At 70.1% G+C, this 16,426-nt stretch carries 11 protein-coding genes; 4 read left to right on the top strand and 7 right to left on the bottom strand.

The features are described from left to right. Nucleotides 1-151: 151 nt before the first annotated feature. Both BGO46_RS02380 and BGO46_RS02375 read right to left on the bottom strand, forming a co-directional pair. The gene (locus BGO46_RS02380) at nucleotides 152-796 is read right to left on the bottom strand and encodes a response regulator (protein WP_292677594.1); all 645 of its coding nucleotides are present in this window, start codon (nucleotides 794-796) and stop codon (nucleotides 152-154) included. Further along, on the bottom strand, nucleotides 793-2,382 hold the full coding sequence (locus tag BGO46_RS02375; protein ID WP_292677596.1) for a sensor histidine kinase: 1,590 nt from the start codon (nucleotides 2,380-2,382) through the stop codon (nucleotides 793-795). Before BGO46_RS02375 ends, BGO46_RS02380 begins: the two co-directional genes overlap by 4 nt. Before the next feature lie 254 nt (nucleotides 2,383-2,636). On the opposite strand from BGO46_RS02375, the gene BGO46_RS02370 reads away from it, so the two are divergent. Both BGO46_RS02370 and BGO46_RS02365 read left to right on the top strand, forming a co-directional pair. Continuing rightward, nucleotides 2,637-4,175 (top strand): CitMHS family transporter, encoded by a 1,539-nt coding sequence (locus tag BGO46_RS02370; RefSeq protein ID WP_292677598.1) that lies wholly within the window; start codon nucleotides 2,637-2,639, stop codon nucleotides 4,173-4,175. Nucleotides 4,176-4,793: 618 nt separating this feature from the next. Beyond that, nucleotides 4,794-5,240 carry a hypothetical protein gene (locus tag BGO46_RS02365; protein ID WP_292677600.1) on the top strand — a complete coding sequence of 149 codons (447 nt, stop codon included), beginning with the start codon at nucleotides 4,794-4,796 and terminating at the stop codon, nucleotides 5,238-5,240. An 85-nt stretch (nucleotides 5,241-5,325) separates the two neighbouring features. On the opposite strand, the gene BGO46_RS02360 is transcribed toward BGO46_RS02365, so the two are convergent. After that, nucleotides 5,326-6,708, bottom strand: a complete 1,383-nt coding sequence (locus BGO46_RS02360) for an MFS transporter (protein ID WP_292677602.1) — start codon at nucleotides 6,706-6,708, stop codon at nucleotides 5,326-5,328. Nucleotides 6,709-6,783: 75 nt separating this feature from the next. Here BGO46_RS02360 and BGO46_RS02355 point away from each other — a divergent pair, with 75 nt between their 5' ends. Then, on the top strand, nucleotides 6,784-8,052 hold the full coding sequence (locus BGO46_RS02355) for an HNH endonuclease signature motif containing protein (RefSeq protein WP_292677605.1): 1,269 nt from the start codon (nucleotides 6,784-6,786) through the stop codon (nucleotides 8,050-8,052). A gap of 13 nt (nucleotides 8,053-8,065) precedes the next feature. On the opposite strand, the gene BGO46_RS02350 is transcribed toward BGO46_RS02355, so the two are convergent. Next, nucleotides 8,066-8,944: an NYN domain-containing protein gene (locus tag BGO46_RS02350; protein WP_292677607.1), complete on the bottom strand. Its 879-nt coding sequence runs from the start codon at nucleotides 8,942-8,944 to the stop codon at nucleotides 8,066-8,068. 1 nt (nucleotide 8,945) lies between these two features. Continuing rightward, nucleotides 8,946-9,941 (bottom strand): Gfo/Idh/MocA family oxidoreductase, encoded by a 996-nt coding sequence (locus BGO46_RS02345; protein WP_292677609.1) that lies wholly within the window; start codon nucleotides 9,939-9,941, stop codon nucleotides 8,946-8,948. Between the two features lie 43 nt (nucleotides 9,942-9,984). On the opposite strand from BGO46_RS02345, the gene BGO46_RS02340 reads away from it, so the two are divergent. After that, on the top strand, nucleotides 9,985-11,334 hold the full coding sequence (locus BGO46_RS02340; RefSeq protein WP_292677611.1) for a M20/M25/M40 family metallo-hydrolase: 1,350 nt from the start codon (nucleotides 9,985-9,987) through the stop codon (nucleotides 11,332-11,334). A gap of 30 nt (nucleotides 11,335-11,364) precedes the next feature. Here BGO46_RS02340 and BGO46_RS02335 read toward each other — a convergent pair whose 3' ends face one another. Both BGO46_RS02335 and hrpA read right to left on the bottom strand, forming a co-directional pair. Then, nucleotides 11,365-12,306 carry an NADP-dependent oxidoreductase gene (locus BGO46_RS02335; protein WP_292677613.1) on the bottom strand — a complete coding sequence of 314 codons (942 nt, stop codon included), beginning with the start codon at nucleotides 12,304-12,306 and terminating at the stop codon, nucleotides 11,365-11,367. Between the two features lie 43 nt (nucleotides 12,307-12,349). Further along, entirely contained in the window at nucleotides 12,350-16,390 is a 4,041-nt protein-coding gene (gene hrpA, locus BGO46_RS02330) for an ATP-dependent RNA helicase HrpA (RefSeq protein WP_292677615.1), read from the bottom strand. Nucleotides 16,391-16,426: the final 36 nt, after the last annotated feature.

Genomic DNA, 16,426 nt, shown 5'->3' with positions numbered 1-16,426 from the left:
GGGCCCGCGGTGCCGTGGATAGCGAGACTGCGTTCCTGCACCGAGACTGCAGACGCCGCACGCAGTCTCGGTGCACCGATGCAGTCTCGCGGGTTGGGTGGGGGAGCGCCGGGGCGACGCGGCGCGTGCGCGGGTGGGCGCGCGCGCCGGGCTACGCGACGCGGTACAGGTGCTCGGGGCGGCCGGTGGTGCCGTAGCGCAGGCGCACGACGACGTGCCCGCGGGATGCCAGGGTCGACAGATGGCGCTGCGCGGTCGCGCGCGACAGCCCCGCGCGCTCGGCGACCTCGCTCGACGAGGCTTCGCCGACCGCGAGGGCCTCGAGGATGAGCTGCTCGGTCGCTGACCGCGACACCGACCCCGCGGCGGAGCCGGCGAGGATCGCGAGCGCGCGGTCGAGGTCATCCTGACGCAGCGTCGCGTCGCCGCCGATCAGGTTGCGGTAGCGCACGTAGCGATCGAGGCGCTCGGTGAGTGCCGCGCCCTCGAACGGCTTCATGAGATAGCCCACGGCGCCCGCGCGGAGCGCGCGGCGCACGGTCGCGGCATCCGTCGCCGCCGACAGCACGAACGCGTCGATCTCATGCGCGCGCACGAACGCGATGCCGTCGCCGTCGGGCAGGTAGGCGTCGACCAGCATGAGGTCGGGCGGGTCAGCGCGCACCGCGGCGAGCGCGTCGTGCAGCGTGCGCGCGGGCTCGAGAGCCTGCAGACCGGGGTGTGCGTCGACGATGTCGCGGTGCAGTCCCGCCACTCGGAAGTCGTCGTCGACGACCAGCACGCGCAGAGCGCTCATGCGCTGTCCTCTCGTTCATCGCCGGGTGTGGCGGGGTGCAGGATGCCTTCGAGGCGCGCCCCGAAGACGGCGCCCGACCCCGACCCGCCCCGGTCGATCACCCACAGGTCGCCGCCTCGGCGGCGCGCCATCTCGCGCGCGAGCGGCAGACCGACGCCCCCGCCGTGGATGCTCTCATCGGTGTCCGACGAGCCGGCGCCCGACCCGGCGCCCGTACCCGCCCCGCGGCGCCGCGCGAACGGGTCATCCACTCGCAGTCCATGCCCCGAGTCGGCCACCGTGACGACGAGGGCGTCACCGTCGCCGTAGCAGCCGACGGTGACCAGGCGCGGCTCGTCACCGGCCACGGCGGCGGTGACGGCGTTGTCGATCAGGTTGCCGAGCACGGCGGCGACGTCTTCGACTTCGTCGAGGCGCTGCCAGAGCAGCGTGTCGTCGGCGACGGCCAGACGCACGCCGCGCTCGCCGGCCTCGATCGCCTTCGCTCCGATGAACGCCTGCAGGGCGGCGTCGCCCACGAGTTCCAGCTGCGCCACGGGGAAGTCCACCGGGCCGCGGGCGATCTGCTCGTCGAGGAACGCGCGCGCCTCGCTTGAGCGGCCGGCGTCGATGAGCCCCGCTGTGACGTGCAGGCGGTTGGCGAACTCGTGCCGCTGCACCCGCAGCGCGCCGGTCATCGTGCGCACCAACTCGAGGCGTTCGCTCAGCGCCGCGACTCCCGTGCGGTCGCGCACGATGAGCACGTCGCCGATCGGTCGGCCGTCTCGCTGCACGGGGCGCGAGTCGACGTAGAGCACACGGTCACCCACGACGACACCCTCGCGGGCGGTGCCGTCCTGCACGGCCGCCACGACGACCGGCGGCAGACCGAGGGCGGTGAACGGGCGCCCGACCGGCTCTTCGACGCCCAGCATCTCGGCGGCGGCCCGGTTGCACACGCGCACGGTGCCGTCGGGGTCGAGCGCGACGACGCCGTCGCCGACACCATCGAGCACGGCGGACTGGTTCTGCAGCAGCGCGACGAGCTCTTCCGGTTGCAGGCCGAGGGTCAGGCGTTCCCACCGGCGTCGCAGCACCAGCGAGGCGATCGCTCCGATCGCGACGGCTCCCGCGGCCACTGCTCCGATCGCGAGTGCCAGGGCGGGCAGGTCATCGAAGACGCTGGCCGGCTCGAACCCGACGCTCACTTCACCCACGGCGGCCCCGCCCGGGGCATCCCCCGGTACATCCCCGGGCGGATAGATCGGTACTTTCGCGCGTGCGGAGAGTCCGAGCGTCCCGCGGTCCCACGTGACGACCTCGTTGCCCGCGAGCACATCCGTGTAGTCGGTGCTGACCGGCAGGCCCAGCTGGCTCGGATCGGGGTGGGCCAGGCGGATGCCGTGGTCGTCGGTGATCACGACGAACAGGGTGCCCGTGCGTGCCTTGATCGCCGACGCGACCTGCTGCAGCTCGCCCTCTGCCAGCGTCGCCGCGTCGGGGGTGGCGGGGTCGGCCGACTCGGCCGCGACGGCGGCGCGCACCTGCGGATCGGCGGCGACCGTGCGGGCGATGTTGAGCGCCGAGGTCTCGGCCTCGGCGCGCAACTGCTACACGCCCAGCAGCAGGAACACGCCGGCGCTCACGACGACGACCGCACCGACGGTCGCCAGCTGCAGCAGCAGCACGCGGGTCGTGAATCGCACGGCGACCTCCTCGTGAGCAGAATGCGCGCAACCAACCGTACGCGCAGAACGCGCCGCAATGCGAGATAACGCGCGTGCGGCGGCGCGGCTGTCTAGATTCGCGGCATCCTGTTTCGCGTTTCGGTGTCGTGCGGCAGGCGGACAAAGGAGTCGAGATGACACACACGTTCGGCGCTGCGGTGCCGCTTGCAACCGGCGAGGGCTACGACCTCGCGTTCACCCCGTCCGACGGCCTGCTCGTCGTGCTCGGGTTCACGATGGTGCTCGCGTTCATGGCGCTGATCATGACGCGCCGGCTCACGCCGATGGTCGCGCTCATCCTCGTGCCGACGATCTTCGGCCTGCTCGCCGGAGCAGGGCTCGGTCTCGGCGAGATGATCATCGACGCGATCGGCAACATGGCGCCGACGGCGGCGCTGCTGATGTTCGCGATCATGTTCTTCGGCATCATGATCGATGTCGGCCTGTTCGACCCGTTGATCCGTGTGATCACGCGGGTGCTGGGCGATGACCCCGCGAAGGTCGTGCTCGGCACGGCGATCCTCGCCGGCGCCGTGTCGCTCGACGGCGACGGATCGACGACCTTCATCATCACGACCTCGGCGATGCTGCCGATCTACCTGCGCCTCGGCATGAGTCCCGTCGTGCTGACGTGTGTCGCGGGCCTCATGAACGGCACGCTCAACATCGTCCCGTGGGGCGGCCCGACGGTGCGGGCGGCGACGGCGCTCGGGCTCTCGCCGACCGACATCTTCGTCCCGATGCTGCCATCGCTGGCGGCGGGCATCGTGATCTCGCTGACCTTCGCCTGGTTCCTCGGTCTGTCCGAGCGTCGCCGCCTGGCCGGCGTCATCGACACGACGCGCATGGATGCCACGCGCAGCGAGGGCGTGCTGGCGGGGCCGCGGATCTTCCGCGGCGCCGACCCCAAGCCTGGCGCGCTCGCGACGCTGCGCACCGGCAACATCGTCACGGTGCGCGGTGGGCGCGGCGGCGTCGAGGCCGCACAGCTCGTGGATGCCACCGACACCGCGATGGCCGACACGATGCTCGACCCGTTCCGTTCGACGCTGCGGCCGAAGCTCATCTGGTTCAACCTCGCGCTGACGGTCGCCGTCATGATCCTGCTGGTGCTCGACCTGTTCCCGCTGCCGTACGTGTTCATGGTCGGAGCCGCGCTCGCGCTCGCCGTGAACTTCCCGAAGCTGAAGGCGCAGGCCGACGAGATCGTGGCGCACGCACCGTCGATCGTCGGGGTCGTGTCGATGGTGCTCGCCGCCGGCGTGCTGGTGGGCGTCCTGACCGGAACGGGCATGGTGAGCGCCATGGCCTCGTGGATCACGACCGTGATCCCCGACGCGCTCGGCCCCTTCATGGCCGTGATCACCGGCATCCTGTCGATCCCGTTCACGTTCTTCATGTCCAACGACGCCTTCTACTTCGGCATCCTGCCGGTGCTCGCCGAGAGTGCGGCGCACTTCGGCATCGAGCCGGTCGAACTCGCCCGTGCCTCGATCACCGGTCAGCCGGTGCACCTGCAGAGCCCGGTGGTGCCCGCGATCCTGCTGCTGGTGTCGCTGTCGGGTGTGAACCTCGGCGACCACCACAAGAAGGTGCTGTGGCGCGCGTGCATCGTGTCGCTCGCGATGTTGGCCGTCGGCGTGCTCGTCGGGGTGATCCCGCTCGCGGCGTGACGGCGCCCGCGGGTGGCCCCATGTTGGCGCAGGATGCTTGACAGCGGCCATCTGGCGCAGGACAGTTATTGTCAAAGACCTTGCCGCGCAATCGATGAGGTCGGCGGTCGCTTGAGATTTGGGGTCCTGATGCGGCGGTGGAAGAAGTTGACGGCGGTAGGAGCGCTCGCATTCGTGTTTGCCGGCGGCTTGGGCGTAGGCGTCGCCGCGAACGCGGATAGTGCGAGCTCCACAATCTACATTGGCGTCAGTAGCGCGGGCGGTTGTGCGCGCGGTGTGGCGGCCACGATCAACTCGTCAAACGACCGCGGGCAGTTGAACGTGACTGGCTATGCGGCTGGTTTCCCGAGCGGCTGCGCTTCAGGCCAAATTGCGGCGAAGCCGGCGGGCCATCTCGGCAGCAATGCATACCTCAAGCAGGCTTCTGGGGCGGTGTGCTCCTCAGTGTCCACTACGTACAGCACGGCCACAACGGCTTACAAGAGCAGTATGGCGTACATGGGCGTAGGCAGCTGCTCATATGGGACACAGCTGTCCGGCGGTGGCCGGGGCTACGTGTATAGCGGCGCGGGGTACTCCTCGGCTCCGATCGAGGCGCCGTACCAAGCCTTCTAGGAGATGGCCACGATGGACAACCGCAACACGCACAACCGTATCGCGTCGATCTCCATCGGCGGGTTGCTACTCGTCGCTGCGGCACTGGGCGGCGCCGCACTCGGGACCGTTGCCAGTAGCGCACCGCAACACGCCGACGCTGCCACCCCGACGGAGATATTCCCAAGCACGGGGGCGCCGGATCGTTTCGAAGTCAACGAGAACGGACAGACGGTCGGTGAGTATGGGATCGGTTTGCAGGGCGACCCGAGTGCTGACCCTGAGCTAATTCTGGCGGTCGGTGAGGGAGGCGTCGAAGGATACGTCTACACCCGCGACGTCTTCGGCGAGCCGGCTGTTACCCTCGACGAAGCCGCGCGCGTCGGGAGCCCAACGCGCAAAGTCGTGCCGCTGTACGAGCGGGACGGCGAGACCGTCATCGGGACATACATCGCGAATGGCGGCTACTAGAGCTGGCTGCCAATTTGTGTGTTGTACACACATGAATGAGGGTGGATGCCGTGAGACATCCACCCTCATTCATGTGTCGATCCGGTCAGCGCCCGACGGGCAGCTTCACGTTGCCGGTCTCGGCGATGAGGCGCTCACGGTCGACGCGGTCGACCTCGTGCAGTGAGATGCCCTTGGTCTCGCGCATCGACAGCACCGCGACCAGTGTGATCGCTGCGGCGATCGCGAGGTACACGGCAACTGGGATGTACGAGCCGTACGCCGACAGCAGCGCGGTCGCGATGATCGGGGCGAGCGAGCCGGCGACGATCGAGGTGACCTGGTATCCGAGCGAGACGCCCGAGTAGCGCATGCGGGTCGGGAACATCTCCGACATGATCGACGGCTGGGGTGCGTACATGAACGCGTGGACGACCAGGCCCAGGCAGATCGCCAGGATGATGATCACCGGCTGCTTCGTGTCGAACATGGGGAACGCGACGAAGCCCCACGCAGCTGCCATGACGGTGCCGATAGCGTAGATGGGCTTGCGTCCGACACGGTCGGTGAGTCCGCCGATGAACGGGATCACGATCATGTGCACGACGTGGGCGATGACGAGCATGCCGAGGATCTCTGCGGTGTCCATCTCGAGCGCGATCTTCAGGTACGTGATCGAGAACGTCACGACCAGGTAGTACATGATGTTCTCGGCGAAGCGCAGGCCCATCGCGGTGATAACGCCGCGAGGATAGCGCTTGAGCACCTCGAAGACGCCGTAGTTGGCCGATTTGGCGGCCTCGGCCTCTTTCTGCGCGTCGATGAAGATCGGGGCATCGGTGATCTTCGTGCGGATGTAGTAGCCGATCGCGACGATGATGACCGACAGCCAGAATCCGATGCGCCAGCCCCACGCGAGGAACGCCTCCTGCGAGAGCACGCTCGACAGCACCAGCAGCACGATCGTCGCGACGAGGTTGCCGATCGGCACGGCCGCCTGCGGGAACGATGCCCAGAAGCCGCGCGTCTTGTCGGGGGAGTGCTCGGCGACCAGCAGCACGCCGCCGCCCCACTCGCCGCCGACCGCGAAGCCCTGCGCGAAGCGCAACAGCACGAGCAGTGCCGGGGCGAGGTAGCCGACCTGCTGGAACGTCGGGAGGCATCCCATCAGGAACGTCGCCGCGCCGACGAGGATGATCGCGAGCTGCAGCAGCTTCTTGCGGCCGTACTTGTCACCGAAGTGGCCGAACACGATGCCGCCGAGCGGGCGGGCGATGAATCCGACGGCGTACGTGACGAATGCCGCGATGATGCCGGCGTACGGGTCGTCGGAGGGCGGGAACATGATCAGGTTGAACACGAGCGTCGCTGCGGTGGCGTAGAGGAAGAACTCGTACCACTCGACGACGGTGCCCGCCATGGACGCGGTGACGACACGACGAAGGCTCGATTCCTTGTACATGCCGTCGGATGCGGTGGCTGAAGCCATGCGCTGATACCTCCTTGTAGAGCGCGAACGGCACGGTCGATATGCCGGTGCCCGACGTTACCTGAAAGCCGATTCATGTTCAAGGATCAGTTCTGCAAACTCTATGTGCGCTCATGCACGCAGTCCAGAAATCGAGGAAAGGCGCTGCGCGTCGCCCAGCGCGCGGCGGCCAGGCCCCGGCGCGGTGCGGGAGAGATCGGTGACACGATCCCCCTGCGCGAGGTGCTGGCCGAACTCGCCGCGGCGCTGCACGTCGGCGAACGCACCGTCTCGAACTGGCTCGGCGACGGCGCGGCGCTCGTCGGCACGTACTCCGCGACGCTCGATGCGCTGCGGGCAGGGCGCATCGACGAGCGGCATGCCTCGGCGATCATCGACGCCGGGATGCCCTTGACAGCCGAGAACCGCGCGGAGTACGAACGGCTGATCCTGCCGATCGCCGAGACCGAGACGGCCCCCGCGACGCGGCAGTACGCGCGCACGATCGCGGCGCGACTGCAACCGGACATCGTCGACGAGAACGCCCGACGTGCACTGGCGGAACGCTGCGTGCGTGCCTTCGACCTCGACGACGGCGTGGGTCGCCTGTTGCTCGACGGGCCGGCCGTGCTCATCCACGCGATCTACGACCGCCTGACCTCGATGGGCGTCGCGCAGGCAGAGGTGGATGCCGCGGAGGAGGACTCCGACGCCGCAGCGCCCGACGAGCGGACCCTCGACCAGCGCCGCGCCGACATCATGTGCGACATGCTGCTGACCGGCGCTCCCGCGGCAGGCGGCGACACTGGGCTTGGTGCGATCCGCGCGACGGTGCAGGTCACGACCCCGATCCTGACGCTTGCCGGCGTCGACGACGACCCGGTGCTGCTGGACGGTCACAGCCCGATCGACACCGAGACGGCGCGCGAACTGGCCGCGAGTGCCCCGTGCTGGCAGCGGGTGATGACCCACCCGGTGACGGCGGAACCCCTGCGGCTCGACACCTACCGCCCGAGCAAGCGACTGCGCCGGCTGCTCGGCGCACGCGACCAGCACTGCCGGTGGCCGGGCTGTCGCCGGCCCGTCCGAAAGTCCGAGTTCGACCACACCATCCCGTGGGAGGACGGCGGGCCCACGTGCGCGGGCAACCTCGAAGCGCTGTGCAAGAAGCATCACTCGCTCAAGCACGCGTCACTGTGGACTGTCATCCAGCTTGGCGGCGGCACCCTCGAGTTCGTCTCACCGACCCGACGAAGACACCGAAACGACGCGCCGCCGGTCGTGACCGCCGCGGTGCGAAAGCCGCCCTGGGCGCGCTATCTCGACCTGCCCGCGCCCGATCCCGCCGACCGGCCGCCGTTCTGAGGTCGCGCAGACCTCAGTCGGCGACGTGCAGACGCACCCGCACGATGTTCGTCGTCTCGTCGATGTCGGCGACGGTCGCGTGCGCCTTGACGAAGTCCGAGAACGAGCGGTGGCCGAGCGCCTTCTCTGAGAACGACGGGTCCATGCGCTTGAGCAGGTTCTTCACCGCCGACAGGTGCACCCACTCTTCGTCGGTGCGCTCACGCTCCAGGATCAGTGCGCGGCGCAGCAGCTCGGCGGAGGGATCCTCGGGCTTCTTGCGTCGGCGCGACGTCGTCGTGGCGGGTGCGGCCGCGGCATCCGTCTTCTTCGCCGGCGGCTCGGGCGCGTGCACCCCGGGCAAGGAGTCGTACGCGTCGAACTGGTCGCACGCGGCGGCAAGCGACTTCGCCGTCGACCCCGCGACGCCGACACCGACCACGACCCGGCCCAGGCGCTTGCACCGCTGCGCGAGCGGCACGTAGTCGCTGTCGCCCGCGACGATCACGACGTGCGTGAGGTCGGGCAGGCGGAACATGTCTTCGACCGTGTCGACCGCGAGACGGATGTCGGCGCCGTTCTTCGCGTACGCCGCGGCCGGGAACAGCTGCACCAGATCGACCGCGCGCGCGACGAGCTGCGAGCGGTACAGCGCATTCACGGGCGACGACCAGTCGGCGTACGCGCGGGTGAGCACGAGTGTGCCGAAGGATGCCGCGTAGTCGATGATCGCGCCGACGTCGATCGTCGCGTCCTTGAGCTTCTGCGCGATCTCAGGTTCGTCGGGGTTCGCGATGATCTTCTGCCGATCGCCCGCGTACGCGTTGCGCCCGTGCACCCGGTCGTACCAGCTCATGACGATGTTGTCGAAGTCGAGGTACACCGCGACGCGCGGGTTCTGCAGGTCGGGCATGTCAGTGCTCTCCAGCGGTGCGGTCGGGGTACGCGACGCCCAGCTGGCCGCGGATGTCGTCGAGTGTGCGCATGATCGCGATCGACTCGTCGAACGGCAGCAGGTCGCTGTCGGTGCGTCCCGCGCGGATGAGGGCTTCGGCGTACAGTGCCTGGAACTGCATGCCGCGGCCTTCGACCTCGGAGGTGTACTCCTCGATCACGGTGCCGTCGGGAGAGGTCACGCGGAACGAGGTCGGCGTGTACCAGACACGGTCGATGTCGATGCGGGCCTCGGTGCCGATGACGTGCGCGACGTTGGGCCCGGCCGAGCGCGACGAGACCGCCAGCGACGACACGGCGCCGCTCGCGTGCGTCAGCGCGATCGCGTTCTCGGTGTCGGCGCCCGTCTCGCCGAGCCGGCCCCTCGCACGCACCTCGGTCGCCGGTCCCAGGATGTCGACGGCGAACGACACGGGGTAGATGCCGAGGTCGAGCAGCGCCCCGCCGCCCAGCTCGAGCGCATTGAGGCGGTGGTCGGGGTCAGACGTGATCTTCTGCGTGTGGTCGGCGATGACGGTGCGCACTTCGCCGATGACGCCCTCGTCGATGAGTTCGTGGATCCGTCGCATGTGCGGCAGGTAGCGCGTCCACATGGCTTCCATCGCGAGCAGCCCGCGTGCCTGTGCGGCATCGCGGATAGCGATCGCCTCTGCGGCATCCAGCGTCACGGCCTTCTCGATGAGCACGTGCTTGCCCGCTTCGAGCGCCAGGATCGCGTGCTCGTGGTGGTGACTGTGTGGGGATGCCACGTAGACGATGTCGATGTCGGGGTCGGCGACCAGCTGCTCGTACGACCCGTACGCGCGCGGGATGCCGTATTCGTCGGCGAACGCCTGAGCCGACTCGAGGCGGCGCGAACCGACCGCGGCCGGCTGCAGTCCCGCCGTGAGCAGATCCCGCGTGAAGGCGTGGGCGATGCCACCGGTCGCGAGGATTCCCCATCGGATCTCTGTCATGCATCGAGCCTAGGGCGTCACAGCCGACGCGTAGGCTCGAATCGTGACCCCCCTCGACGAACACGACGACGCCGCGCTCGCGCGGTTCCGTGAGCTGCTGCAGATTCCGACCGTGTCGCACGCCGACGAGAGCGAGATCGACTGGCAGCCGTTCGACCGGTTCGTCGAGGCGGTTCAGCGTCTGTATCCGCGCACGCACGAGACGCTGTCGCGCGAGGTCGTCGACGGGCACTCGCTGCTGTACCGGTGGCCGGGCGCGCAGGCGCAGGATCCGCTCGTGCTGATGGCGCACCTCGATGTCGTGCCTGTCGTCGAGAGCGAGTGGAAGCACGCACCGTTCGCCGCCGAGATCGTCGGCGAAGGGGCGGATGCCGAGGTGCACGCGCGCGGCGCGATCGACGACAAGGGCTCGCTCGTCGCGATCCTCGAGGCCGTCGAGCAGCTGGCGGCAGAAGGGTTCACCCCCGAACGCGACGTGTACCTGTCGTTCGGACACAACGAGGAGACGGCGGGCGGCGGTGCCCGTGCGATCGTCGCGCTGCTGCGTGAGCGGGGCATCCGCCCCGGTCTCGTCCTCGACGAGGGCGGCGCGGTCGTCGACGGCGTCGTGCCCGGAGTGACCGTGCCGACCGCGATGGTCGGGGTCGCCGAGCGCGGCGTCATGACGCTCGTGCTGACGGCGCGCGAGGGCGGCGGTCACGCCTCGACGCCGCCCGAAACGCCCGCGACGGCACGCCTCGCGCACGCGATTCGCCGGTTGCACCGGCGTCCGTTCCCCACGCGCATCGCGCCGCCCGTGCGGGCGATGTTCGCGACGATCGCCCCGCACACGACACAGCCGCTGCGCTGGGTGTTCGGTAACCTCGCGCTGACCGGTCCGCTGCTGACGAAAGTGCTGCCGCGCCTCGGCCCCGAGATGAACGCCATGGTGCGCACGACGGCCGTCGCGACCGAGCTGTCGGGGGCGCCGGGCGAGAACGTGCTCGCGACGACGGCGCGGGCGTCGATCAACATCCGGCTGCTGACCGGTGACACCGTCGCCGGTGCCGCCGAACGGGTGCGCCGGGTGATCGCCGACCCCGAGATCGAGATCGCGGTACGGCACGGTTCAGACCCGTCACCGGTGTCGCCGTGGCGCGGCGAGCCGTGGCGGCGGATCGCCGGTGCGGTCGCGAGCGCGCTGGGTGACGACGTCGTGACGACGCCTTACATCCAGCTCGGCGCGAGCGACAGCCGCTGGTTCACGCCGATCAGCGACCACGTGTACCGCTTCACGCCGTTCCACCTGACGCGTTCAGAGCGCGACGCGCTGCACTCGCACAACGAGCGCATCCGCGTCGACGTGTGGTTGAGCGGCATCGGCTTCTACCGCGACCTCGTCACGGCCAGCTGACCCGCGCCGCGCCAGCTGACCCGCGCTGAGTCAGGGCAGCAGCACGATCTTGCCGTCGGTGCCGGCCTCGAGCAGCCGGTGCGCTTCGGCGGCCTCGGCAAGCGGCAGCTGCGGGCCGAGCTCAACCGAGAACGCGCCGGCGGCGATCAGGGCGGCGGCGACGGGAATCGCCTCGGCGCGCCAGGCGAGCTCCTGCGCCGTGAGCGGCACCGGGTTGCCGCCGCTGAAGGCACGGATGCCCAGGCCCGCGGCATCCGCACCGCGCACAAGCGTCGCAATGCGGCTCTTGTCGGCCACGATCGCGATCGACTGCGCGAGCGCCTCGTCGGTGCCGACCAGGTCGATCGCGACGGTCACGCCCTGCGGGGCGAGCTCGCGCACGCGGTCTTCGACCGCGGGACCGTACGGCAGCGGTGTCGCGCCGAGCTCGCGCACGCGGTCTGCGCGGCGGTCGCTCGTCGTCGCCAGCACGGTCGCGCCGAACAGGCGCGCGAACTGGATGACGGCCTGCCCGACCGAGCCCGACCCCGCGTGCACGAGGACGGTGTCGTCGGATCCGATCGCAAGGGAGCGGACGGTCTGGTACGCCGTGCCGATCGGGATGCCGAGCGCGGCGCCGACAGCGGCGCTCACGTTCTCGGGCCGGCGGACGACATGGGCGGCACCCACGACGATGTCGCTCGCGTAGACGCCCGCGGCGCCGAAGACGATGACGGGGTCGCCGACTCGGTAGCCCTCGACGCCGTCGCCAACGGCCGTGACGACGCCAGCGCCGTCCGAGCCGAGGCGGCGTGGCTCGGTGATGGGCGGCGACACGCGCTTGCCCGAGCGCAGCTTGGCGTCGAGCGGATTGACGCCGACGGCCTCGACACGCACGGCGACCTCGCCGTGTGCCGGTGCGGCGACGGCGATGTCGATCTGAGAAAGGACGTCAGCGGAACCGAACTCGGAGTAGGCGATCGCGGTGCTCATACCGGGGACAACCCCGGCGCCCGTCCCGACTATTCCGCCCCGGCTACTCCGCGCCAGCGAGTGCTTTCGTGATGCGCTGCAGCGACACCGGCACGGCCGTGCCGAGCTGCTGCGCGAACAGGCTCACCCGGTATTCCTCGAGCAGCCACCGCGCGCGGCTGAGGTTCGGCGGGCCATCCGGCGTGAGCGGGATCGTGCCGCCGGCCTCGCTGTACGCCGTCGCGGCGCGCTCGAACTCGGTCATCCGCTGCCGGTCGCGGCCCGGCCCGTCGGCGAGGCTCTGCACGCGCAGCAGCGCACCCTGCAGGTATCGCGGCAGGTGCGCGAGCCGGGTCAGCCCGATGCGCGCGACGAATCCGGGGAAAACCAGTCCAGCCAGCTGGGCCTTCACGTCTCCGAGCGCCGCGAGCAGCGTCATGGAGTTCTGCGCCTTGATCGCGCGGTCGACGTCGCGCTGCGCCGTCAGGATGCGTGCTGTCAGTGACACCGCCTGGAACAGTTCGTCGACGACGGCGGCTGAGAACGCGTCGCGCACGGCGGCGAACTGCTCGGCGGTGCGGATGCCCGCGGGCGTGCGCGCCATGACGGCGTCGGCGACCGCGACACGGGCATCCTCGATCAGTGCCTTCGCCGAGGGGTAGGGGGAGGCGGCGAGCGACAGCTTCTCGGCGGCGGTCAGGTGGTCGAGCACGTACGCCGAGGGGGAGGGGACGGCGAGCAGCAGCAGTCGGCGGATGCCCGCGTGTGTGAGCCGAGCGGCGCGCTCGGGGGTCGCCTCGATGCGCAGCGCGACGCTGTCCTTCTCGTCGACGAGCGCGGGGTACCCCCGCACGACGCCGCCGGCGACCTTCGTGTCGACGACCTCGGGCAACGTCCCGACGTCCCACGTGGTCATCCCCGCGCGCTCGACGACCGTGGATGTCCCACTCTGTGCAGAGCGCGTCCCAGAAGCGGTCGCTGCGGAGGCCGCCGGAGAGCCGGAAGTGGGACGAGGCCCGGCGCCCGGCCGCGGCGCGTTCTCGCGCGTCAGCGCACGGGCGACCTGCTCACGCGCGCGGCCGGCGAGTCGCGTCTGCAAATCGGCGAGGTCGCGCGAGCTGCCCGCCGTGCGGCCGCGCTGATCGACAGCGCGGAAGGTCACCGACAGGTGCGGCGGGACGCGCTCGAGGTCGAAGTCGGCCGCTGTCACCGGCTGATTCGCAACGCGCTGAATGCGGGATGCCAGCGCCTCGCGCAGCGACTGCGGTGGCAGCCCCCGGTGGTGCTCCGGCCCATCGCCCGCGATGTCGTCGCCGAGCTTGGCCGCCCAGTCGGCCGCGGGCACGACGTGCCGACGGATCGCCTTGGGCAGCGCCTTCAGCAGCGCCGTGATGAGCTCGGCGCGCAGCCCCGGCACCTGCCAGTCGAAGCCATCCGGGCGCAGGGCGGCGAGCAGCGGCAGCGGCACGACGACGCTCACGCCGTCTTCGGGGCTGCCCGGTTCGAAGCGGTACGCGAGCGAGAGCGTCTGGTCGCCCTGCTCCCAGCGCCCTGGGAACGCGCGCTCGTCCGAGCGGGATGCCTCGTCGAGCAGGTCGGCCTCGGTCAGATCGAGCAGGCGCGGCGTGCGCGCGGATGCCTCGCGCCACCACGCTTCGAACGAGCGCGCGTCGAAGACGTCGCGGGGGATGCGCGCCTCGTAGAAGGCGAACACGGCCTCGTCGCCCACGAGGATGTCGCGGCGACGCTCGCGTTCTTCGACCTTCTCGAGCCGGCGGCGCAGCTCGAGGTTGCGTCGTTCGAAGGCGGTCAGCCGCTTGTCCAGGTGCGTCGAGTTCCAGTCGCCGTCGACGAGCGCGTGCCGCAGGAACAACTCGCGGGCGAGGTCCGCGTCGATGCGGGCGAGCTGCACGCGTCGCCGCGGGATGATCTCGACGCCGAACAGCGTCACCTTCTCGGCGGCGACGGCGGCACCGGCATCCTTCGACCAATGCGGATCGCTGAGCGTGCGGTGCGCGAGATCTCCTGCAGGTTCTTCCGCCCAGGCGGGGTCGATGACGGCGACCGTGCGGGCGAACAAGCGCGAGGTCTCGACGAGCTCGGCGGCCATGACGGCATCGGGGGATGCCTTGCGCAGCGCCGAACCCGGGAAGATCGCGAAGTTCGCGCCGCGCGCCCCGCGGTACTGCGCGATCTGCTTGCGACGATCGCCGGGCTTCTGCTTGCTGAGCGAGCGGGTGTCGAGGATGCCGATGTGTGAGAGCAGGCCCGCGAGGATCGCGCGGTGCACGAGAGCCGGGTCGGCGGAGGGCCCCTCGACAAGCTCGGGGGTCGCGACAGGCTCGGGCCCCTCGACAAGCTCGGGGGCCAGGGATGGCTCGGGGGCCGGCGCGTTGCGGTCGCGGCCCATCAGCTGGCGGAGCTGGCGGTGCACGTCGAACCACTCGCGCACGCGCACGTAGTTGAGGTACTCGCTGCGGCACAGCCGGCGGAACGCGCTCGAGCCGAGCTCGCGCTGCTGCTCGCGCAGGTGGTTCCACAGGTTCAGCAGCGACAGGAAGTCGCTCGTGGGGTCGGCGAACCGCGCGTGCATCCGGTCGGCCTGCTCGCGCGCAGCGCCTGCCTCGGCCGACGGGCGCTCGCGCGCGTCCTGGATCGACAGCCCCGCGACGATCGCGAGCACGGGGGAGGAGACCCCGAGCCGTCGCGCCTCGATGAGCATCCGCGCGAAGCGTGGGTCGATCGGCAGTCGCGCGATCTCGCGACCGATCTTGGTGAGTCGCCGCGCGCCCGAGACGGCGCGCAGCTCGGTGAGCAGCTCGAACGCGGCCTTCACGCCGCGACTGTCGGGCTTCGTCAGGAACGGGAATTCCTCGATGTCGCCGAACCCGAGCGCGAGCATCTGCAGGATCACCGACGCGAGCGAGGTGCGCAGGATCTCGGGCTCGGTGTACTCGGGCCGGGCGAGGAAGTCGTCTTCGGCGTAGAGCCGGATCGCGATGCCGTTCGAGGTGCGCCCCGCACGCCCCGATCGCTGCTGCGCGGATGCCTGCGAGATCGCCTCGATCGGCAGTCGCTGCACCTTCGAGCGCACGCTGTACCGCGAGATGCGTGCCGTACCTGCGTCGATGACATAGCGGATGCCCGGCACCGTGAGGCTCGTCTCGGCGACGTTGGTCGCCAGGATCACGCGGCGGCGTACACCCGCTACGGTGGACGGCTCGAACACGCGGTGCTGCTCGGCGGCCGACAGTCGTCCGTACAGCGGCAACACCTCGGTGGGCCGGGTGTCTTTCGCGTACATGCCGCGCACGGCATCCATCGCGTCGCGGATCTCCGCTTCGCCCGGCAAGAACACGAGGATGTCGCCCGCGGGCTCGCGATCGAGCTCGCGCAGCGCGGCCACGAGCGCCTCGACCTCGTCCTCACTGGCCCCCGAGCTTGTCGCGGGGTCGCCGCGTTTCGACTGGCCGGCTTCCCCGGCTCGCTCAACGACCGACAGGGGGCGATACCGGATCTCCACCGGGTACGTCCGCCCGGACACCTCGACGATGGGGACGGGCGCCCCGGTGGCATCCGAGAAGTGCTTCGCGAAGCTCTCGGGATCGATCGTCGCCGAGGTCACGATGACCTTGAGATCGGGGCGCTGCGGCAGGATGCGCGCGAGGTATCCGAGCAGGAAGTCGATGTTCAGTGACCGCTCGTGGGCCTCGTCGACGATGATCGTGTCATACCGGCTCAGCAGCCGATCACGGTGGATCTCATTGAGCAGGATGCCGTCGGTGACGAGCGCGATCTTCGTGTCGGCCGAGACCTGATCGGTGAAGCGCACCTTGTAGCCGACCGCGCCGCCGAGCGGCACCTGCAGCTCGTGCGCGATGCGCTCGGCGATCGTGCGCGCCGCGATGCGCCGCGGCTGCGTGTGCGCGATGGAGGTACGACCGAGCTCGAGGCAGATCTTCGGCAGCTGCGTCGTCTTGCCCGACCCTGTTGCGCCGGCGACGATCACGACCTGGTTGCCCGCGATGGCGCGCGCGATCTCGTCCCGCGCGGCGCTGACGGGCAGCTCCGGGGGATAGGAGATGACGGGTTCGGCAGAAGGCATAGCCCTCCATCCTAAGACGCTCGTAAGACGAGCGGC

This window comes from Microbacterium sp. 70-16, from assembly GCF_001898315.1.
GTDB lineage: Bacteria > Actinomycetota > Actinomycetes > Actinomycetales > Microbacteriaceae > Microbacterium.
This window is presented reverse-complemented; position numbering and strand designations above follow the sequence as displayed.

Excerpts from the sequence above, each read along its gene's own strand:
- hrpA (WP_292677615.1), bottom strand. The coding sequence starts at position 16,390 with ATGCCTTCTGCCGAACCCGTCATCTCCTATCCCCCGGAGCTGCCCGTC.
- BGO46_RS02365 (WP_292677600.1), top strand. The coding sequence starts at position 4,794 with ATGGCCACGATGGACAACCGCAACACGCACAACCGTATCGCGTCGATC.
- BGO46_RS02355 (WP_292677605.1), top strand. The coding sequence starts at position 6,784 with ATGTTCAAGGATCAGTTCTGCAAACTCTATGTGCGCTCATGCACGCAG.
- BGO46_RS02380 (WP_292677594.1), bottom strand. The coding sequence starts at position 796 with ATGAGCGCTCTGCGCGTGCTGGTCGTCGACGACGACTTCCGAGTGGCG.
- BGO46_RS02335 (WP_292677613.1), bottom strand. The coding sequence starts at position 12,306 with ATGAGCACCGCGATCGCCTACTCCGAGTTCGGTTCCGCTGACGTCCTT.
- BGO46_RS02345 (WP_292677609.1), bottom strand. The coding sequence starts at position 9,941 with ATGACAGAGATCCGATGGGGAATCCTCGCGACCGGTGGCATCGCCCAC.
- BGO46_RS02360 (WP_292677602.1), bottom strand. The coding sequence starts at position 6,708 with ATGGCTTCAGCCACCGCATCCGACGGCATGTACAAGGAATCGAGCCTT.
- BGO46_RS02350 (WP_292677607.1), bottom strand. The coding sequence starts at position 8,944 with ATGCCCGACCTGCAGAACCCGCGCGTCGCGGTGTACCTCGACTTCGAC.
- BGO46_RS02370 (WP_292677598.1), top strand. The coding sequence starts at position 2,637 with ATGACACACACGTTCGGCGCTGCGGTGCCGCTTGCAACCGGCGAGGGC.